The following is a 20,525-nucleotide window of genomic DNA, read 5'->3' as shown; positions in this document are numbered from 1 at the left end:
ACGAATATAAAATTGTGTCGATTGTATGACACTGGAAATTAAACGATTCCGTTATCGTAAGCATAACTCGCTAACTGTACACGATTTTCTAGATGCAGTTTTCCTAAAATGTTCTTCATATGTGTTTTAACCGTATTCTCAGAGATATTGAGAACTTTTGAGATTTCCTTATTGGAATGCCCCTTGGCAACCAATTGAAGCACATCTTGTTCCCGGGCTGACAGAGCTTGCTCAGCTTGTCCATCCTTCTTAAACTCTTTCCATATTCGAAAAGCCATCTCTTTCGACATCGGTATTTCATCCATGGCATAAGCTTTTAATCCATTTAACATATCTTCTGTGTTCAAATTTTTAAGAAGATATCCTTGTGCCCCTCGCTTTAGAGCTTCAAACCAGTCCGTAATGTCATAAGAAACCGTCATGATCACGACTTTTATGTTTGGAAATTGCTTCTTTATTTCTTTTGTCGCTTCAAAACCATTCATCTTGGGCATAGAAATATCCATGAGCACAAGATCCGGCATAAGAGCTCTAGTCTTCTCTATCGCTTGTAAACCGTTAGACGCTTCACCCACAATTTCAAACTCAGTCTGACACTCCAAAATCTCTTTTACACCTTCTCGAGCAAGATGATGATCATCGACAATCAGTAAACGAATAGGCTGTGTCATGCGATTCCCTCCTTCTCAATCGTGATCATTGTCTTTCCTGCCGTGCTGGTAATCTCTAGCTTGCAGTCCATTGAATACGCTCTGTCTTGTAAAATTTTTAGACCAAAACCCTCTGTTGGCTCTTGAGAATCAAATCCTGAACCTTGATCCTCAACGGTACATATCCATCCTTTTGGAGTAGTTGTAGTGTTCAACCATACTTCGTTCGTGTCAGCGTGTTTGATAACATTGATGATAGCTTCCCGTACACAAGCAAACAACTCGATTTTTTCCTTTGAAGTTAAATCATCGTCATTCAAACTCCACTCTCGATGAATCTTGAAGTCATGCTGAGTCTCCATTTCATTGAAGAAGGTATTTAATGATGTAATCCACGAAATATCGGCTTGAGCCGGGACGTTTCGAAGATTTTGAATCGCACTACGCGTATCGTCGTGAATGTGCTGCAATGTTTTTTTGAGTTTATTATACGATTTATCATCCTTATTAAACTCACTTCCCAGCTTATTCACTTGAACGGAGAGAAAAAATAACGACTGAGCGATGCCGTCATGCAGCTCTTTCGCAATTTTCTCTCGTTCTTCTAGGACCGCTTTCTCAGAACGTTCTCTCTGAAGCTCCTGCTGCATACGCTCTAACCTTCCAAACAAGATATTCAAAAAATAAAGTGTAACTAAAAATACAATGATGGCAGAGAGCCAGTTTCCCGTATTCATGGATATATAAGGCAACAGAACCGTATGTCTAACATATTCCCATAAACCAACGGAAATCGTTGGAATGAGCAGAATTAACCACTTAATTTGTCTGTATGTCATCTGCTGGACTTCCCTTCATTTCTCACAAATTCTATAAACATAATAAATCATACCATAAAAAAAACCGACGCAAGGTACGCCGGTAGATCAACTTATTCCTGCATTTTTCTTCAGTCTTTCAGCAATCTGCATAAAATCTTCATGAGAGATACCTGGCGCGAACTCTTCTGAGATTGACCGTAACTCCGGCATTGGAGCACCAGCTGGAGCGCCGATCACTGTCTCAAGTGGACCACCTAACGGATGCTGCCCTGCCCAGATCAAGGCGATATCTCGATAATCCGTATCACTAAACGTATATAATTTTCTGTGTACGCCTTCAGCTTCAAATTTCCGTGTTGTTTCAAACGCCGAGTTCTCGAGATCAGGTACTGGAAGCATCTTTTTAATATCAACGCCTGTTACCATTTCGATCGCTTTTGCATAAGCCAAAACATGTACACCACCGCGCACTAGAAGATAGCCGATCATCTCTCGGGCAACAGGGTTACTCGTCATCTCATAAACTCTCATCTTATGCGTTCTTGCACCACACTCTAAGAAAAAGTTATGCAGAAGATCAAGAAGTAGATTCCCACTGCTAAACACATAATCGCCGTTCCAAGCTTTTCCCATCGAATCAAAAGGGAAGGATGTTTGTGCCGTACCAATAAAATGTTGAGTATTCCTTTTATCGGTAGCAGCTGCCATCGGCGCATCGTTCACATCTCCAGGATGGGTCGTGCCATAAATCATCATATTGATCGTGTGTGAAACAAGCTCAACGTGCCCAAACTCTTCTGCTGTAATACTCGAGACAAGGTCAAAGAACGGTTTCAATTTTCCTCTTTTTCTAAAGTTAAAAGATTGATACATATAGTTATTAAGTGTCGACATCTCACCAAAACGACCACCAAGCAATTCTTGAACTGCCGCTGCCGCATTCGCATCAGGATTCGTCGGTGTCGGCAGTTCGATCGCCAGCCTGTTAAAGCGTTTAAACATAAAGCTCCCTCCTCCGATTGCATGTCGTTTAAGGGTATGTGAAGTCAAGATTGTACTATACCGATTATTTCATGAGGTTGGAGGAGATTGAGAATTGAGCACAAATTTCTAGTATTGTTCGCAAATCTCGAGAATCGCTCACAAACCCCAAGAATCGCTCACAAATCCCAAGAATCGCTCACAAATTCCGAGAATCGCTCACAAACCACTCGCATCCAAAAAAAAAGAAACCCTTTGCTCAACAAAGGGTCACATCTCTAGCTCTTAAAATTTGGGTTTTCCGCCAACTCCCCAATGCTTATTGGGAATCTCTTGAATCAGCACACGAACTTGTTCGTTTTGAACTTCCAATGATTCAGCCGCCGCCAATGTTAACCGTTCCATCAGTTTGCTCAGCTGTTCATCTGTTCGCCCTTCTATCACTTGCACATGAATGATCGGCATGAGCGCTACACCTACTTCACATATCTCGAAGAAAGTGTAACAGATCCTAGACCATCGAACTGCGCGACGATCGTATCATCCATATCAAAAGCGATCGCTTCAGATAATGCTCCGCTCAAAACGATATCTCCTTTTAATAAACCTTCACCTCGTTCGGCAAGCTTTTGAACAGCCCATGCTACTGCTTCAGCAGGATGTCCAAGAACAGCCGATCCAGCCCCGGTTGTCATCATCTCTCCGTTCTTACTCATTACCATTCCGATATTCGCCAGATCGAGGTCTTCTGGGCGAACGAGTTTGCTGCCTAAAATCAATTTAGCGGATGAGCAATTGTCTGCTACAACGTCCGGAAGTGTAAAACGGAAGTCTTTGTAACGACTGTCTATCACTTCGATCGCAGCCACCACATACTTTGCTGCACGCATGACATCTGAAGCTGTCACATCACTTCCCATTAAATCTTCACCCATGATAAAAGCGATCTCTGGTTCAGCTTTTGGATGGATGAGACGGTGTTGCTGTAAGGGTTCCCACTCGAATGCGAGCATATCACTCAAAAGATAACCGTAAATGGCTTCATGCACGCCCATCATCTCTTGCTTCGCTTTACTCGTCAGTCCAAGCTTAATTCCTAGTCGCTTTGTCTGTGTCTTCTCCATGCGTCTTTCAATAAGTTCTTTTTGCAAATCGTACGCTTCTTCAATAGATAGTTCAGGATATTGGTCTGTAATCTTGACTACTTCCGTCACGTCACTTTCTGCTTTTAACAGATAATCAACCAAATCCACGTTCGTCTTATTTGTAACCGTCATCTCCTATACCTCCAGTTTGGACTTTGCTAAGCCAGCTGCCACTTCTAAGATCAGATCCTCTTGGCCACCCACCGCTTTTCGTTTCCCAAGTTCTATTAAAATATCTCTTGAATCAACACCAAAGCGTTTACCCGCACGTTCTGCATGTAAAAGAAAGCTAGAATAAACCCCTGCATACCCCATCGCTAAACTTCCCTTTCGAATTTCCTGTGCACCTGGCAGCATCGGTCCGATCACATCTTCTGCTAGATCCATCATTTTATAGAGATCAATACCTGTATCCACTCCCATGCGCTCAAGTACTGCAATCAGAACTTCCGTCTGTGTATTACCAGCACCGGCTCCTAAACAGCGGACGCTTCCATCGATTCTAGTCGCTCCTTCTTCAATGGCTACAAGTGTGTTTGCAACGGCTACTGATAAATTGTTATGTGCATGGAATCCAATTTCAATATCAAGTGATCCCCTCAAAGCTGCAATTCTTTCTTTTACTTCATGCGGTAATAAAGCTCCAGCCGAATCTGTCACATACACACCTTGTGCACCATAAGACTCCATCAACCTCGCTTGTTCAACGAGTTTTTCAACAGGCGCCGAATGAGCCATCATCAAGAACCCCATCACTTCCATTCCAAGTTCACGAGCCATATGAATATGTTGAGCAGATACATCAGCTTCAGTCACATGTGTTGCCACACGAACAAGACTCGCTCCTAGCTTTCGCGCTTGCTTAAGCTCATGAACCGTTCCAATACCAGGCAGTAAAAGAACGGCAACTTTCGCCTGTTTACACACACCAGCTGCAGTTTCAATCAGCTTCATCTCATCTACAAGTGACCTTCCATACTGAAGTGTTGAGCCTCCTAAACCATCACCATGGCTGACCTCAATGTAATGCATGCCTGCTTCATCAAGCGCTTTTGCTGCATCATACACTTGCTTTTCGGTAAACTGATGAGCCATCACATGACTGCCATCACGAAGACAGACTTCTGTAAACTTTAGCGGCAATGTGCTATTTCGTTTCATGTGCTGTCACCGCCTTGTCCATTTTTTCCTGTCCTAAGAGATGCTTGGCTACCATTTCTCCAGCTTGTTTTGCGGCAGCTGTCATAATATCAAGATTCCCTGCATATTTCGGAAAATAGTCTCCTGCTCCCTCTACTTCAACAAAAACAGTGATGCGATTCCCATCGAATAGTGGCTCCTGTTTTAATTGGTATCCAGGGACATAACTTTTCACCTTTTTTTCCATATTTAAAATAGCCGCCCTAATTTTCTCTTCATCAACAAGCTTCACTTCGCAATAAACTGTCGCTCTCATTAAAATTGGAGGATCAGCCGGATTTAAGATAATGATTGCTTTTCCTTGATCCGCCCCTCCAACTTCCTCGATTCCGCGACGTGTTGTCATCGTAAATTCATCAATATTTGCACGTGTACCAGGACCTGCACTTAAGGATGAGATCGTTGCTGAAATCTCGCCATATGAAACGTCAGCAGCTTCATTTATTGCGTGAATCATCGGAATCGTAGCTTGTCCGCCGCACGTAATCATATTGATGTTCTGAGATTGCATATGTTCACCTGAATTAACAGGCGGACACACGAAAGGTCCAACTGCAGCAGGCGTAAGATCGATCACTGTTTTTCCCATATCTTTTAAGATTTCAGCATGCCTTATGTGAGCTTTAGCTGACGTTGCATCAAATACGATGTCGGCTAACTCTGGCCGTTCAACAAAGTCATCGATTCCGTTCGTAAATACTCGGTAACCTGCTGAGTTCGCTCGTCTTAAACCATCTGATTCAGAATCAATTCCGATCATTGCCGTTAGTTCTAAATAGTCACTTTTTTGAAGCTTGTACATCAGATCTGTACCAATATTCCCAGAACCAATTATGGCTGCTTTCATCTTTTTCAATGTATTAGGTCCTTTCTGCACTGTTTTTTAATCCCGAAACGAGATGGTTACTGAACCTAGTTTTCCAAAAGTGGCCGTCACTTCATCTCCTGAATCTACGTCGATCGCAGCAGAGAGTGCACCTGGCAGAATCAACTCTCCCGCTTTTAATGAAATGTTGTAGTCTGCTAGTTTATTAGCGAGCCATGCAATTGCATGTGCTGGATGGCCAAGAGCGGCTGCTCCGGCACCTGTCGCTGTCACTTCACCATTCTTTAAAAGCGTCATGCTCAGTGTACGCAGGTCAATCTGATCTATCTCATAAAAAGGTTGTCCTACAACTGCTCTAGCCGACGACCCGTTGTCAGCTACTGTATCCACAAGCTGAATCTTCCAATCTTCTATTCTGCTATCAATGATTTCAAGTGCAGGTACAATCGCTTCTGTTGCCATTAGCACATCCACGTAAGTCACATTTGGACCCTGTAAGTCTTCTTTTAAAATAAACCCGATTTCAGCTTCTGCTTTCGGCTTAATAAAATCTCCTCTGCTTAGGACGCTGCCAGAGTCAAGCTTCATATGATCGAGAAGATGACCGTAATCAGGCTCATCAACCCCAAGCATATTTTGCATCGCCTTACTGGTAAGCCCTACCTTTTTCCCAATCACCACACGACCTTCATCAAGCTTTCTCTCAACCCACTCAAGCTGTATCTCATATGAATCCTTTACCGACAATTCTGGGAAACGCTTGGATAACGGCTCTACCGGAGTAAGCTTCTCTTCTGCTTCCAAAAGTTCTTCTGTTAATCTCGAAATCACTTGTTTCTGCATCTTTACTTCCTCCTTTCTTTTTTCAACGCTGCTTTATCTATTCTTATTGATTTTGAAAGTGTTGATTTCCGTTCCAGATGCCCGCTTTCCGCGGGGCAGGCGGTGAGCCCCTTGCCGCTTTGCGCCTTAAGGGTCTCACCTGACCGCTTGTCCTAGCCGAGAGTCTCGCATCTTCCACTCCAATCAACTTATCAAAGTAGAGAATTGAACAAAATGCCTTTAAATCAACAAACTTAAACTTAAAAAACAGTCTATTTCATAGAGCAAAACGCGACTGGAATCCAATCACGTTTTACACAAACCTATAGTTTCATCGTTATTGTCTTCGCCTCTGAATAAAACTCGAAGCTGTGCCTTCCGCCTTCACGCCCTATTCCGCTTGCCTTCGAACCTCCAAACGGCGTACGCAGATCTCTTATGTACCAACAGTTGATCCAGAGCAGACCTGAATCAACTGCCGCTGAAACCCGCTGTGCTCGCCTAATATCATTTGTCCACACTACGCCAGCTAAACCGTATTGTGAATCATTTGCAATTGCAATCGCCTGTTCTTCTGTTTTAAATGGTATGACAACGATTACAGGTCCAAATATCTCCTCTTGTGCCACACGCCACTTGTTGTTCACATCATATAAAACGGTAGGTTCATAGAAGTTTCCGTTCCCGAGACCCTCAACCCGTTTACCCCCGCAAGCGAGTTTGGCTCCTTCTTTAATTCCGATGTCTACATACGTTTCTACCGTCTCCAAGTGACTTTTTGACACGAGTGCACCCATGTCGGTATCTTCCTGAGTAGGGTCACCTACTTTAATCTTTTTCACAGCTGAAACAAACTTGTCCATAAACTGATCATAGATGCTTTCTTGCAAAAGCAGACGTGATCCTGCAAGGCAGATCTCCCCTTGATTTCGATAGATCGCATCAATAGAACCTTTTACCGCTTCATCAAGATCGGCGTCTTCAAAAACGATGTTTGCCGACTTTCCACCTAACTCCAGCGAAACCGGAATCAAATTTTCAGCAGCGTTTCTCATAATGGTTTTCCCAGTGTTCGATTCACCGACAAAAGAGATGCGGCGGACGTTTGGATCAGTCGTCATCGCTGACCCCATCGTGCTTCCTGGTCCAGTGATAATGTTTAATACACCTGGCGGAAGTCCTGCTTCATTTGCGATATCGCCAAACATGACAGCAGAAAGAGGTGTGTATGAAGCAGGTTTTACAACAACTGTGTTTCCAGCTGCTAGTGCTGCGGAAGCTTTCCATGTCATCTGCATGAACGGCAGATTCCAAGGGATGATCAGACTCGTAACCCCAGCTGGACTGTATTTGGCGTACGACATGATATTGTGTTTGTCATAATGCTCACTCACCATGTACTTGGACATCTCAGCAAAAAAACGGAAATTGGAGGCCGCTCGAGGTATATCAAACCCACGGCTCTCTTTGATCGGTTTTCCTACGTCGAGTGTCTCTACCATCGCAAGTTCATCCACGTTTTCCATAATAAGATCTGACATTTTACATAGTATTTCGGATCGTTCTTCTACAGGCATCTTGCTCCAGACGCCGCTATCATAAGCATTTTTGGCAGATTGAATCGCTCGTTTGGCATCTTGTTCACTGCCGTTTGCAACCAGAGCTAATCTTTCATTTGTTGCAGGGTTGATGGACTCGAAGGTGTCACCCGAAAGTGCATCAACGTATTCTCCATCAATAAACAATTTTGCGTTATTCACTTTTACTTGTTGCGTGAGGGTTTCTGCTTTCATTTGTTAGTCCCCCCTTCTCTTCTTCCACTTCAATTATCATTTCGATCTCAATTGCCGTTCCACCTGGAAGCTGTGCCATTCCAACTGCCGATCTGGCATGCTTCCCTTTCTCATCAAAAATGGCAACAAGGAGATCAGACGCACCGTTGATTACTTTTGGCTGATCGATAAAGTCCTCCGTACAATTCACGAATCCAAGAAGTTTCACGATGCGTTTTACTTTATTTAAACTTCCAAGCTCATTCTGAACGACGGCCAGCAAATTCAGCATAGATTGGCGAGAAGCGGCATACCCGTCCTCCACAGATAAATCAGCACCTAGCTTTCCATGGTATTGATCGACACCTTGTCCGGCTGTAAATAGAAGATTACCCACCCTTACACAGCCCACATAGTTCCCGACAGCACTGCGCACTTCTGGAAGTACGATTCCTAACGCTTCAAGTTTATCCTCCGGTGTTTGAATGACTTGCAACGGCTGCACCCCGCTTTCTTTTTCCAAGACTTAAAAACTCAGCAGCGTTTCCGCCAAACATCGCTTTACGCTGTTCATCTGTCAGCTCAAGCGTTTCATCCAGGACTTTTCCGGGATTCACTTCACGCAATAGAAACGGATAATCAGATCCCATAAAGATCTTATCTGAACCAAATCGCTCCATCATATAGCGGATGTTCATCGGATCGTAATTTAACGAATCAAAATAAAACTGTTTTGCATAATGACTTGGCGGGTGTGTTGTCAGACGAAGATGCGGCCATACCTGCCATCCTTGATCAAGGCGTGGAATTAAGTAAGGAAACGAACCGCCGCCATGAGCAAAACAGATCTTGAGATTAGGAAATTTCTCCATCATTCCGCTCCAGATAAGTGAAGCTGCGGCTAATGCCGTTTCACTCGGCATCCCGATCGTGTACATAAAGTTATGGTTTGGCATCCGTTCTTTTCCAAGTGTTTCCCACGGATGAATAAAGAGCGGCACTTCCCACTTCTCCGCAATCTCAAAAAACGGGATAAAGTCAGGATGATCGAGATTCTGTCCATTTATATTCGTTCCGATCTCAATTCCATGAAGTCCAAGCTCGTTCATACAACGGTCCATCTCACGGATCGCCGTTTCTGAATCCTGCATGGGAACCGTCCCTAAACCAGCAAAGCGTTCGGGATATTCATTCACGGTCTCGGCAATAAAGTCGTTCTGGATTCTTGCCATCATTTCGGCTTGTTCAGGTGGAGCCCAGTACGAGAATGTAACAGGGATCGGGGATAGCACTTGAATGTCTACCCTTTCACGATCCATGTCCTGTATTCGTTTTTTTGGGTCCCACACCTGGTCGGTAACATCTCTAAAATTTTTTCCGCCTACCATAATAGATGCGCCGCACGCACAAGTTCGGTTTAACACCGGCCACCTTTCTCCACCATATTTTTCGGCAAAGTCAGGAAACGACTCTGGAATGATATGTGTGTGAAAGTCGATTCTTAGCACTTCCATTCCTCCACGTTTTCAGGCATCTGATACCCGCAATCCTTGCATAGACGAACTCGTTCATTTGAATTAAAGCTATGAATTGCTTCTTTTACTTGTTTCTCAATATCACTCAATTGCACCGTCACGCGATGCATCTCAGAATCACAGCGGTCACAGAACCAAACGAAGTCTTCAAGCTCACCTTGTGCACGTTTACGTTCAATCACAAGACCATAAGAATTTGCCACACGATGCGGCGAATGTGGAACCATCGCTGGGAGCATGAACACGTCTCCTTCTTTTACTTCAACCACTTCACGCTTGCCATGTTTATTGATGATCTCTACATAACAGCTGCCTTTGATCTGATAAAAGAACTCATCTGAAGGATCTACGTGAAAATCACGTCTTTTGTTCGGACCGCCTAAAATCATGGCGATAAATTCGGAATCTTGCCAGATCACTTTATTGTTTACAGGCGGCTTAAGAAGATCCTTGTTTTCTTCAATCCATTTTAATAAGTTGAACGATTTCATTGTCGTTGTGCTCATAACAAATTACCTCCTTTTATTTTGCCAGCTTAGGCTGGTCATTCACGAATTTATTTGTTACTGCTAGAGCTTCATCAACCATGGCAAACTTTGCTTTTCTTTTATAACCGTTATAAAAGATTGCTCTCTTACGAATCGGATCTCCCGTATAGTAGCGCTCATATTGAACAAGTCGCTGTCCGAAAGCTTCACCACACAGATCCCATGCAAGCTTAAACAGCTTCACACGTTCAAGTGAGTCCACCCCGTCACGGCCTAGATAGTATTTATCAATCTCACTTCTGATCTCTGGAGCGTTAAAGTCATTTCCGGTCGGTGACATGAGCAACCCGCCAGCACCGATAATTTGGATAACCTCAATCGCTCTTGGATACATCTTTGGAAGCATGCCTCTGATCGTCTCAAGGGCTGCCGCATTTGGCATCACTTCGCCAGACGCTGTTGTTTCATACTCATACTCAGCTACACGTAATAATGATCGAATCACTTCCACATTCTGTACGAGTTCACCCAGATCGTTCTGTACGTTCAAATACCCATCTACCCCAATGGAGTCAGCTAGTTTACATGCGACCTCTGTTGCAAATGCAAGTTTCACATAGCCTCTTACACCTGATTGGTGAGCTGGCTGTTGTGCGATTCCTGTTTTAGGATATAGAAGATTAGCTGCTTCCACATTGTTATAAAGAAACACGCGATCCCATGGCACAAGCACATCGTTAAAGACGAGCAATGCATCCATTTCTTCAAAACGAGATGCTAATGGATGATCGAACTGTGATCGCTTGCCGTCCTGCATTGGTTCACGGCATATGAGCTTAAGTCCTGGCGTGTCGACTGGCACCGCAAATGCAAGGGCATAACGCTCATCTCCAGGTGCGAATCCAGGGAACGAATAGATAATGACTTCGTCCGTAATTGGTGCGAGTGTTGCCAGCATTTTTGCTCCCCTAACGATTAAACCTTCAGGTGTTTCTTCAACAGCACCAAGATGAGTAAACATATCTTTTTGTCCATGAGAATTCTTACTGCGGTCATTTTGAGGATTGATGATGGCGTGTGTTAAAAACAGATCATTGTCTTTTATGTAGTTGAAGTAGTTTTTTATATTTACAGACCATTCCGGATTGTACTGATCAAGGAACCAGCCATTGTGCGCCATCCCAGTTACAACGACGTTCAGAAAATCAGGAGTTCGGCCCATCAGTCCAAAAGTAGATTTTGCGTAGATTTCAAACAGCTTGCTTCTTGCCATTAATTCCTCATAGGTTGTCGGGTGTAAAAATGCATTGTTGACTCTTTGACCCGTCTCTTTGCAAATATGTGTAATGGAATCTTGATATTGCGAATCGTGCTGCATATCGTACAGTTTAGCGATCTCTTGAATTGGCTGATTAAAAACAGGTTCATTTACAACATCTGTTACTCTCCTGCCCTCTAACCAAATTTCTGGTGAACGAGATTTCAACGCTTGTATATATTGAGCACCAGTTCTAATTCCCATTCCATATGCCTCCTCTATGAATATTGTTTTGATTTATTCCACTATATAAGAAAGCGCTTACAATTATCTATGCAGTAATTTCACATTATGAAATTTTCAGAAAACTTTATCCACTTCTGAATCCTTTTGTCATGTCAAAAAGCTTCATTGCATTTTATCGATGTTTAAACAAAAATAGACTGGTATAAAAAAAATACGACGATAAATACTACCCTTGTACTTACGATTCGGAAGAGGACGATGGTACATTTTTAAACAGCTTATATAAAAAAGGAGGGTTCTTTTTGAAGATGAAGAAAGTTATCGGTTTTTTTCTGGTTTTCATGCTAACACTTTCATTCTCGAATGTTACATCAGCATCAGAAAATGCAGGTGCTAAAAAGGACATTGTTGATACAGCGGTAGAAGCAGGAGACTTTAAGATTCTTGCTGCTGCACTTGAAAAAGCGGGATTGGTTGAAACATTAAAAGGTGCAGGCCCGTATACAGTATTTGCACCAACAGATCAAGCGTTTGAAAAACTGCTTAAAGAATTAAACGTCACACCAGAAGAGTTATTAAACAGAGAAGATTTAAAAACCATATTACTTTACCATGTTGTTCCAGGAAAAGTAATGTCCACCGACCTTAAAAACGGAATGAAGGTAAAAACACTTGCCGGTAAGGAAGTATTAATCTCCCTTAACCCCGTTAAAGTGAATAATGCAACCGTTGTTAAACCGGATATCCAAGCATCTAATGGGGTAATTCACGTAATCGATACTGTCTTATTACCATAACAATAGAGAGCACTCTACAAAAGGGCATAAGGTTTTATCAATAGTATTTAAAAAAACGCACCGAAAATTCGCTGCGTTTTTTTTGTAAACTTTCTTCTTTTTAAAGCCCGATCATTCTGGGTATCCAGAGAACCGCACCTTCTAAGTAAGTGATTAAGAACAAGATTGCAATTGCAGCTACTAAAAACGGCGCAGATGATTTTACTAACTTTTCAAAACGCACTTCAGCAATGGATGATACGATAAACAGCCCTGTTCCAACAGGTGGTGTTAATAGACCAATCGTTAAGTTGATGCAAATGATTACACCAAAGTGAATCGGATCGATTTCAAACGAGGTCACAAGCGGCATAAAAACTGGAACTAAGATGATTAAAGCGGCTATACCGTCCAGCAGCATACCGACAAACAACAGCATGACATTGACCAAGAGAAGAAAAACAAACGGATTCTCGGAAATGGATAACATGCTGTCTGCAAAAACTTGCGGAAGCTGTTCAAAAGCAATCAACCATCCAAAAATATTAGCCATCGCGATTAAGAAAGTAACCGTTGCGGTACTTACTACAGTGTTAATGAGGATCTGAGGAATCGACGTCCATCTAAGTTCTCGATAAAAGAAAACACCTACTAAGAATGCGATCACGCAAGCTACCGCCGCAGATTCAGTGGCTGTAAATGCACCAGAGAGGATACCAAAAATAATAACGAACGGTACTAAAAGCGCTGGCAGAACCTTAACCGTGCTTTCCCACATTTCTTTTCCTGTTGCTCTCTTACTTTTAGGGAATTTATATTTATACCCCATATATGCGATAACACTGATAAATCCTACTCCGTAGATTACCCCTGGAACAATCCCTGCCATAAAAAGTCCGCCGATAGAAGTTCCTGACAGCGTTCCGTAAATGATAAAGATCATACTTGGTGGAATAATGGGTGCAATGATTGATGAAGCAAGTGTTAAGGAAGATGAAAACTCCCTAGAGTATCCTTCTCTTTCCATCTCTGGAACCATGATTTTACTCATCATGGCAGCTTGTGCGTTTGCAGAACCTAAAATTGAGGCTAAGAACATGTTGGCAACTACCGTTACATAAGCCAGTCCGCCACGTACATGACCGACGAAGACTTTTGTAAATTTCACAAGACGAGTCGTTATTCCTCCTCCGTTCATCAGTTCTCCGGCAAGCATAAACAACGGAATGGCAAGCAAACCAAAATTATCAAGACCCGAATACAGTCTCATTGGAGTTGAATCTAACAAAGCGGTGTTCCCATTCATAAAAAAATAAACGACGGTAATCATGCCTAATACGAGTGAAATCGGAATACCCATCAATAAAAACAAGATAAATATCCCTATGATAAGAGCAGTTGTCATAGCTCTGCCCCCTTTGTTTTAATAATGTGTACCAATTGAGCCAGTACATGAACGCATGCAAACGTTAAGCCGATCGGAACAGCACTGTAAGGAATCCACATCGGAATCAATATAGCTGTAGATTTTTGAAAAGCGACCCCGTCTGACAATATCCATGTGTACGTGTACGACAAAATCAAAACTAAAAAGATTATAATGAACAACTGACTAAAAACCCCAATCCACATCTTCACTCGTTGCGGGCAATAATCAAGTAATAGCGTCACAGCAGCCTGAGACCTGTACTTCAGCCCCAGACTACCTCCAATAAAACTAATCCAAATCAATAGAAATACAGCAACTTCACCTGACCAAGATAATGGTGCGTTCAAAAAGTAGCGAAATGCCACTGAGACGGCGACGATCACTGCTAAGGCAAACATGAGAATCGCAGCAAGGAATCTTTCAACCTGAGATATTCCGTTACTAAGATTCTGTATCATGCCGCTTCCTCCATTAATTGGAGACTTTATACTTGGATTGATATCTCTGTCGTAATTAATCTTCATTTAAACCACACCAATCTCTCCATCTACTTTCTTACTAAATCAATAAATTCTTGAATAAGAGGGTCAGTCGGTCCATATTTTTTATCAAATTCTTCTATATAAGGCTTGAATAGTTCTGGGTCAATATCATAGATTTTCATTCCATTGTCTGCTAATTCTTTTCTAAATTCTTTTTCTTGACCAGAACGGGTTTCAACAGCATAATCTGCTGCAGCTTCTAAAGATTTACGCACAATCTTCTGATCTTCTTCAGACATGCCTTCGAACGTTTTTTTGTTAACCATGGCTACTGCCGGCCATACCATATGATTTGTAACGGCTCCATATTTTGCAACTTCATAGTACTTGTTTGTAATCGCTGCATCTAAGTCCATGTCCATTCCGTCGATTACTCCTGTCTGTACAGCTGAGTAAACCTCAGGAAGAGGCAGTCCTTCTGTTGATGCACCCGCAGATTTGTAAAAGTCCTGCATTGGCGGACTCGGTGTTACACGAAGTTTTAACCCTTTCATATCTTCAGGTTTTTGAACATCCTTGTCTTTAAACAACATGACGCGCTGACCCGCGAAAAGGTAATCCAACCCTGTGATTCCTTGCTCATCTAGTGTTGCTAGTATCTTTTTTGCAGGTTCAGACTGTCTCGCCTTATGTGCTTCCTCTAGATCTTTAAACGCATAAGGTGCAAACCAAGCAGCGAAAGATGGTGAACGGGAACTTGTGTAGGCTGCCGTAATAAAACCGAAATCAACGGATCCTGATTCAATCTGCTGCATCATGTCCGCTTCACTTCCAAGCTGGGAGGATGGATAGATCTCAAGCTCAATTCTTCCATCTGAACGTTTAGATAGCTCTTCTTTAAATTTCTCTGCAGCTTTATGCCACATGTGTGAAGGTGGTGTAATATGCGCTAGTTTAAACTTGTATGTCTTTCCATCAGAAGAAGCATCCCCTGAACTTGCGGAATCCTTCGCTCCGCTGCTGCAGGATGTTAAAAGAAATAATGCCAACATAACAGTTATTACAATTCTTAACTTTTTCATCCTATCAACTCCCTATTTTTTATATAAGCGCTGTCATAAAACGCTAATAAAACCGAGTTCTTTTGAGATCGACTCCGCAGTTTTTACGACATGATGAATCATAGAAGACGTATCTTGCCCTAACATGTACGATACGGGTCCAACCATATTAAGAGCAGCTATGATTTGTCCGGTATACGATTTGATCGGAGCGGCAATTCCATACAACCCCATTTCGTTTTCGTTGTTGCTGATGGCATAACCATTTGTTCTTATAACATCAAGCTCATTTTTTAATTTTTCAACACATGTAATGGTATTAGGAGCGCGGCGAAGCAATCCCCTTGATATGGTCGGCTTAATCATGGAGGGGTTAAAGGCTAACAATACTTTTCCTGTGCTTGTACAATATGCAGGTTTTGTATCGCCGATAAAAGTGGGGACAGCGACTGAATTTGAAGAAGCTACTCTTAGAACGAACCGTACTTCACCACTGTCCAGCATTCCGATATGTACGGTAGTGTTAAATCTTCTGACAAGACCTTCACATAATGGCAGGGCTTCTGTGTTGATGTCTTGCTGATACATGACGTGATTGCTCCATTCTAGCAATTTCCATCCTAATCTATATTTTTTTTGACTGTCTTGAATCAGTATGCCTTCTGAGCAAAGCGTGCGAACTAAGTGATGAACCGTGCTCGCGTTCATGTTTAGTTTTTCAGCAATCTGCAAGTTCCCTAGTGCTGGTTCATCTTTGGTGAAACAATTTAATATCCTTGATATTTTTTGAACAGATGAGATCACCAATTCTCCCCCTCAAACGGATACGATTTAGTTGAAGTCAGCTTAACTACCACCCCTTTCAATATGCGTTCATCGTATTGAAAAAGGTGGACTTGTACAATGTCGAAATTTCACAATATGAAATTACCTAAAATATATTTAGAATAGTTTGAAAATTAAAAAGGATAGTATTCATTCATAAAGAAGAAGTAAAGACTGGAGGTTTATGATAGTTTTCGTGGTCTCGTGTCGATTTACCTACCTATTTTCATAATTTAATGAAAAAATTGTAAACTGCATATGGCATTTCGTCTATATTTCCATTACTATATGTAGTATAAATACTTTTATATAACAAACGTTGGCTGATTCATATTTTATTCTTTCCATGATTTTAATGTTGAAAGAGGTGCGAGCGGTGGACATAACAGAAAGTCTAATCACATATATGGATGATAACTTGCCTACTTACTTACATGATTGGCACCAGAGAATTGTGATTTCAAATCATGATGTACATAAAGAAAAAGTAACAGAGAATGCCTTGCATATGGTTGAGCTAGTTAAACAATCCTTACGACGTAAACTATCTCCTAAAGAAATTATGCACCTCGCTCATGAAGTCGCTGTTCAGCGGTTAGAAGCTAAGATCAATATTGGTGAATTCGTATACAATGTGAACCTAGGACGAAGTGAGATCGTTCGTTTCGTGACGGGCTCTGGTATATCCATTGAACAGTTGCAGCCTGTAATTGAAACGATCAATTCTCTTTTTGATGAGTTTTTATATCATGCCGTTAAGAAGTATACGGAGCTGAAGGATATTGAGATTGAGGAAAAAACAGTATTCATCGACCAAAGTCACAAAGAACGGTTAACCATTTTAGGACAGATGTCATCTAGTTTTGTACATGAGTTCAGAAATCCTTTGACAGCAGTAATGGGTTTCGTAAAACTCATGCAGCAAGAGAACCCAAACATGAAATACATTGATATCATCAGTCATGAATTAACTCAATTGAACTTTCGTATCTCTCAATTTCTTCATGCCTCAAGAAAAGGGGTTCAAGAACGGGAAGCGGAGGATTTTGCTTTAGAAGATTTATTCACAGATATTCTAGATTTCATGTATCCAAGTTTAGTTGATGCAGACGTTACGGTCATTCCGCGTATCGATCCTACGATTACATTAAGGGCACACAAGGATGAGTTGAAACAAGTACTGCTTAATCTCATCATGAATTCAATCGATGCACTGCGCCAAATGAGACAGAATCGCCGAATCATGATTTTTAGCAAGATTGAAGATAACGATAACGTACATATTACAATTTCTAATAACGGCCCAGCTATTCCACCCGAAACAATCAGTACGATCTTTGAGCCATTCTTTACAACGAAGGAATTAGGCACGGGTATAGGCCTTTTCGTGTGCAAGAAAATTATTGAAAAGCATAACGGGTTCATCAGCTGTTCATCAGATGATAGCATCACGACCTTCACCATCGTACTTCCCCTTCAGAGTAATTCTCTAATGTCTGAGGAAGAAAACTCACAAATAGAAATATAGAAAGGAACTTGGAAATCCAAGTTCCTTATTTAAATTCTTGCAACTAAGGCTTAAGAACAACCTTTATACATTCATCTTCGTGATCGTTAAACGTTTTATACGCTTCACCCGCATTTTCTAATGGTACTCTGTGTGTAATAATTTCAGTAGGGTCAAACTCATTGTTCATGATCTTATCAAAGAGCATTGGCATGTAATGAATCACTGGTGCTTGTCCCATCTTTAATGTAACATTTCTTTCAAATATATTTCCAAGTGGGAACATGTTGTACATGGAACCATATACACCTGTAAGCTGTATGGTTCCAAACTTACGAACCGCGTTTAGTCCTATCTCAAACGCACTCAACGTGCCACCTTGAAGTTTCAGTTTCTGTTCCACTTTTTCAATAACTGATTTCTTGCCATCCATACCTACACAATCAATGACAACATCCGCACCTCCACCTGTAATTTCTTTTATGTGAGCACCCATGTTATCAAAATCATCAAAATTATACACTTCTGATTTGTTTTTCATCGCTGCATGATTTAAACGATACGGAATATTATCAATAGCTATCACGCGTTTAGCACCTTTCATCCAAGCAAATTTTTGAGCCATTAATCCTACTGGACCACATCCCAGAACAGCTACGGTATCTCCTTCTTTCATACCTGAGTTCTCAACGCTCCAATAGGCGGTCGGCATTACATCCGACATGAATAAAAGAGATTCATCCTCAAGTTCGCAATGTTCTGGAATCACAAAAGGCATAAAGTTACCATAAGGTACTCTGAGTAGTTCAGCTTGGCCACCTGGATAGTTTCCATATCTTTCGGTGAAACCAAAATACGCTCCAGTATCAACTGCTTGATTTCCGTTTGAGTGATCACATTGACTCTCCATCTCGTGATTACAATAATAACAATGTCCACAAGAGATATTAAACGGAAGCACTACACGATCACCCTTTTTTACTCTCGTTACATCCTGTCCAACATCTTCAACAATTCCCATCGGTTCATGCCCGATCACATAGTCCTTTGCCGTTGGTAATGCTCCCTGGTAGATATGCAGATCAGAACCACAAATAGCTGTTGATGTTATTCTGACGATAATATCATCTTTTTTCTGAATGGTAGGATCTTCAACATTTTTCACCTGAATATCTTTCGTACCTTGAAAAGTCACTGCTCTCATTACATAGCCTCCTAGGTCAAAGAATAGTACCCTTTACCCTGCTGCAATAAAAATATGTCTAAAACAGACAGTTTATAGCTTTGTACCTACAAAGAATCATATGTAATAATTCTTTAGCAAGGTAATTGTTTAAAGATTGTGGCTGTATTGTGCAAGATGATTCCCAAGTGGTAAGCACGCAGCTTGCACTCCGTTCATTAATCGAAGAAGTGTTGAAACGTCGTTATTATTAGCTTTACGGTACGTGTTTTTATATTTATTACGTGTTCACCGGTAAATAAGGTGTGACCACCTGAGATGCCTGATTTTCCGCCTGTAATCATGCGCTTTTCACCTGATAGAACGTAATTTTCGCCGATAAGCCACTGAGTACTTTACTTTTATGACTCAAATGGACAAAAATAGTCTTATCGTTCAATCACATCAACAGATAAGTAAACAAATGTGTTAAAAACCACACATATATGTACCCGCTTGCCAGAGTATTATTAGCTAAATCTAGCTAAATCCATCAAGCGTATAAAAAACAACAAAAAAAGCCTTTGCCCTCCGGCAAAGACTACTTGTGAACAATTTAATGCATCTCTTCTCGATATAACGGCATCGAACAGCACCGAAACGAACCACCTGATTTTATGATCTCAGAAATGTCCACTTCTAAAACTTCGTATCCTCTTTCGCGAAGTGCAGCATTAACATTTTTATTTACAGGAAGGCTTAAAACCTTTTTGTTTCCAATAGATAAAACGTTCGTACCCATCGTGAATTGTTCCTCTTTTTCTACCTCGATCACATTAAACTTTGAGGCAAGCATTTGGTAGTCTTTTTCCTCAAAAGCATGTTTATAGATCAACGCGTCTTTTTCAGACAAAATGTTAAAAACACAATCGAGATGTAGGTAAATAGGATCAAATGGTACAGGGACGACATTCATATGAGGCAACTGTGATTGAAGTTCTTGTATGGTTTCCTCAGACGTTCTGCCACTTACCCCGATATAAACGGTATCGCCATGAACGATTACATCTCCGCCTTCAATGCGGTCGCCCTCGATCAAAGAAAGATTGATCTGGTGTTCCAACAACCAGTTTCGTAATACTTTCTCTTCTCCATCTCGAATATTGCTTCCCATACGAGATACGAATACCGTTTCACCAATCGTAAATCCAATATCACGAGTGAAAACTTGTTCTGGGAACTTTTCCATCGCAGGAAGTTTATAAACGTCTACACCGTTAGCTTTCATCGTATCCACGAAGTGCTGATGCTGTTTCATCGCTCGTTTCATATTGATGTTATCTTTTGCAAAATGACGCTGTGTTTCGTTGATTATTTCATCGATCTTCATATATCTTGGTTCACACACAATCACTTTCTTTAATGTGCCATATTCACTATCACAGTTCACGTGTTTGTATTCTCCTTTTATTACGGTAGCCATCTATAATCCTCCATACGCTCATAAGGTATTTATAAGGCTTTTCCCTAAATCAATAG

General features: G+C 41.5%; 22 protein-coding genes. 2 read left to right on the top strand and 20 right to left on the bottom strand.

Going from position 1 to position 20,525, the window contains the following annotated elements; translation table 11 throughout:
* Nucleotides 1-38: 38 nt before the first annotated feature.
* The 13 genes from ACOZ9X_RS13130 to ACOZ9X_RS13070 all read right to left on the bottom strand — a co-directional run bounded on the left by ACOZ9X_RS13130 (nucleotide 39) and on the right by ACOZ9X_RS13070 (nucleotide 11,762).
* Nucleotides 39-671 (bottom strand): response regulator, encoded by a 633-nt coding sequence (locus tag ACOZ9X_RS13130; protein WP_423418568.1) that lies wholly within the window; start codon nucleotides 669-671, stop codon nucleotides 39-41.
* Nucleotides 668-1,489 carry a sensor histidine kinase gene (locus ACOZ9X_RS13125; protein WP_423418567.1) on the bottom strand — a complete coding sequence of 274 codons (822 nt, stop codon included), beginning with the start codon at nucleotides 1,487-1,489 and terminating at the stop codon, nucleotides 668-670. Before ACOZ9X_RS13125 ends, ACOZ9X_RS13130 begins: the two co-directional genes overlap by 4 nt.
* A gap of 87 nt (nucleotides 1,490-1,576) precedes the next feature.
* On the bottom strand, nucleotides 1,577-2,473 hold the full coding sequence (locus ACOZ9X_RS13120) for a manganese catalase family protein (protein ID WP_066391910.1): 897 nt from the start codon (nucleotides 2,471-2,473) through the stop codon (nucleotides 1,577-1,579).
* Between the two features lie 264 nt (nucleotides 2,474-2,737).
* Nucleotides 2,738-2,917, bottom strand: coding sequence for a 2-hydroxymuconate tautomerase (locus ACOZ9X_RS13115; RefSeq protein WP_423418566.1), 180 nt, complete (start codon nucleotides 2,915-2,917; stop codon nucleotides 2,738-2,740).
* Between the two features lie 11 nt (nucleotides 2,918-2,928).
* Nucleotides 2,929-3,729: a 2-keto-4-pentenoate hydratase gene (locus ACOZ9X_RS13110; protein ID WP_423418565.1), complete on the bottom strand. Its 801-nt coding sequence runs from the start codon at nucleotides 3,727-3,729 to the stop codon at nucleotides 2,929-2,931.
* Nucleotides 3,730-3,732: 3 nt separating this feature from the next.
* The gene (gene dmpG, locus ACOZ9X_RS13105; RefSeq protein WP_423418564.1) at nucleotides 3,733-4,758 is read right to left on the bottom strand and encodes a 4-hydroxy-2-oxovalerate aldolase; all 1,026 of its coding nucleotides are present in this window, start codon (nucleotides 4,756-4,758) and stop codon (nucleotides 3,733-3,735) included.
* Entirely contained in the window at nucleotides 4,745-5,653 is a 909-nt protein-coding gene (locus tag ACOZ9X_RS13100) for an acetaldehyde dehydrogenase (acetylating) (RefSeq protein ID WP_423418563.1), read from the bottom strand. Before ACOZ9X_RS13100 ends, dmpG begins: the two co-directional genes overlap by 14 nt.
* A gap of 27 nt (nucleotides 5,654-5,680) precedes the next feature.
* Entirely contained in the window at nucleotides 5,681-6,466 is a 786-nt protein-coding gene (locus tag ACOZ9X_RS13095) for a 2-keto-4-pentenoate hydratase (RefSeq protein ID WP_423418562.1), read from the bottom strand.
* A gap of 302 nt (nucleotides 6,467-6,768) precedes the next feature.
* The gene (locus ACOZ9X_RS13090) at nucleotides 6,769-8,238 is read right to left on the bottom strand and encodes an aldehyde dehydrogenase (protein ID WP_423418561.1); all 1,470 of its coding nucleotides are present in this window, start codon (nucleotides 8,236-8,238) and stop codon (nucleotides 6,769-6,771) included.
* Complete coding sequence (locus ACOZ9X_RS13085; RefSeq protein ID WP_423418560.1) at nucleotides 8,198-8,713, bottom strand: RidA family protein; 516 nt, start codon at nucleotides 8,711-8,713, stop codon at nucleotides 8,198-8,200. Before ACOZ9X_RS13085 ends, ACOZ9X_RS13090 begins: the two co-directional genes overlap by 41 nt.
* Nucleotides 8,685-9,731, bottom strand: a complete 1,047-nt coding sequence (locus tag ACOZ9X_RS13080; protein ID WP_423418559.1) for an amidohydrolase family protein — start codon at nucleotides 9,729-9,731, stop codon at nucleotides 8,685-8,687. Before ACOZ9X_RS13080 ends, ACOZ9X_RS13085 begins: the two co-directional genes overlap by 29 nt.
* Nucleotides 9,719-10,258 carry a 3-hydroxyanthranilate 3,4-dioxygenase gene (gene nbaC, locus ACOZ9X_RS13075; protein ID WP_423418558.1) on the bottom strand — a complete coding sequence of 180 codons (540 nt, stop codon included), beginning with the start codon at nucleotides 10,256-10,258 and terminating at the stop codon, nucleotides 9,719-9,721. Before nbaC ends, ACOZ9X_RS13080 begins: the two co-directional genes overlap by 13 nt.
* Before the next feature lie 16 nt (nucleotides 10,259-10,274).
* Nucleotides 10,275-11,762 carry a 4-hydroxyphenylacetate 3-hydroxylase family protein gene (locus ACOZ9X_RS13070; RefSeq protein WP_423418557.1) on the bottom strand — a complete coding sequence of 496 codons (1,488 nt, stop codon included), beginning with the start codon at nucleotides 11,760-11,762 and terminating at the stop codon, nucleotides 10,275-10,277.
* Between the two features lie 290 nt (nucleotides 11,763-12,052).
* Here ACOZ9X_RS13070 and ACOZ9X_RS13065 point away from each other — a divergent pair, with 290 nt between their 5' ends.
* Nucleotides 12,053-12,541 (top strand): fasciclin domain-containing protein, encoded by a 489-nt coding sequence (locus ACOZ9X_RS13065; protein WP_423418948.1) that lies wholly within the window; start codon nucleotides 12,053-12,055, stop codon nucleotides 12,539-12,541.
* A gap of 100 nt (nucleotides 12,542-12,641) precedes the next feature.
* Here the strand turns inward: ACOZ9X_RS13065 and ACOZ9X_RS13060 are convergent, their stop codons facing one another.
* The 4 genes from ACOZ9X_RS13060 to ACOZ9X_RS13045 form a co-directional block, all read right to left on the bottom strand.
* Nucleotides 12,642-13,925 (bottom strand): TRAP transporter large permease, encoded by a 1,284-nt coding sequence (locus tag ACOZ9X_RS13060; protein ID WP_423418556.1) that lies wholly within the window; start codon nucleotides 13,923-13,925, stop codon nucleotides 12,642-12,644.
* On the bottom strand, nucleotides 13,922-14,407 hold the full coding sequence (locus ACOZ9X_RS13055) for a TRAP transporter small permease (RefSeq protein ID WP_423418555.1): 486 nt from the start codon (nucleotides 14,405-14,407) through the stop codon (nucleotides 13,922-13,924). Before ACOZ9X_RS13055 ends, ACOZ9X_RS13060 begins: the two co-directional genes overlap by 4 nt.
* Before the next feature lie 89 nt (nucleotides 14,408-14,496).
* The gene (locus ACOZ9X_RS13050) at nucleotides 14,497-15,513 is read right to left on the bottom strand and encodes a TRAP transporter substrate-binding protein (RefSeq protein ID WP_423418554.1); all 1,017 of its coding nucleotides are present in this window, start codon (nucleotides 15,511-15,513) and stop codon (nucleotides 14,497-14,499) included.
* Nucleotides 15,514-15,546: 33 nt separating this feature from the next.
* On the bottom strand, nucleotides 15,547-16,296 hold the full coding sequence (locus ACOZ9X_RS13045; protein WP_423418553.1) for an IclR family transcriptional regulator: 750 nt from the start codon (nucleotides 16,294-16,296) through the stop codon (nucleotides 15,547-15,549).
* A 397-nt stretch (nucleotides 16,297-16,693) separates the two neighbouring features.
* Between ACOZ9X_RS13045 and ACOZ9X_RS13040 the strand changes: the two genes are divergently transcribed.
* Entirely contained in the window at nucleotides 16,694-17,845 is a 1,152-nt protein-coding gene (locus ACOZ9X_RS13040; RefSeq protein ID WP_423418552.1) for a histidine kinase N-terminal domain-containing protein, read from the top strand.
* A 43-nt stretch (nucleotides 17,846-17,888) separates the two neighbouring features.
* Here the strand turns inward: ACOZ9X_RS13040 and ACOZ9X_RS13035 are convergent, their stop codons facing one another.
* The 3 genes from ACOZ9X_RS13035 to ACOZ9X_RS13025 all read right to left on the bottom strand — a co-directional run bounded on the left by ACOZ9X_RS13035 (nucleotide 17,889) and on the right by ACOZ9X_RS13025 (nucleotide 20,469).
* On the bottom strand, nucleotides 17,889-19,028 hold the full coding sequence (locus ACOZ9X_RS13035; protein ID WP_423418551.1) for a zinc-dependent alcohol dehydrogenase: 1,140 nt from the start codon (nucleotides 19,026-19,028) through the stop codon (nucleotides 17,889-17,891).
* Nucleotides 19,029-19,225: 197 nt separating this feature from the next.
* Nucleotides 19,226-19,351 (bottom strand): hypothetical protein, encoded by a 126-nt coding sequence (locus tag ACOZ9X_RS13030; RefSeq protein ID WP_423418550.1) that lies wholly within the window; start codon nucleotides 19,349-19,351, stop codon nucleotides 19,226-19,228.
* Between the two features lie 251 nt (nucleotides 19,352-19,602).
* Nucleotides 19,603-20,469, bottom strand: a complete 867-nt coding sequence (locus ACOZ9X_RS13025; RefSeq protein ID WP_423418549.1) for a dimethylarginine dimethylaminohydrolase family protein — start codon at nucleotides 20,467-20,469, stop codon at nucleotides 19,603-19,605.
* Nucleotides 20,470-20,525 lie beyond the last annotated feature (56 nt).

The sequence above is a fragment of the Fictibacillus nanhaiensis genome (assembly GCF_049537595.1).
Classification (GTDB): Bacteria; Bacillota; Bacilli; order Bacillales; family Fictibacillaceae; genus Fictibacillus; species Fictibacillus nanhaiensis_F.
Note: the sequence above shows the minus strand (reverse complement) of the source record. Positions and strands in the feature narration are given on the sequence as shown.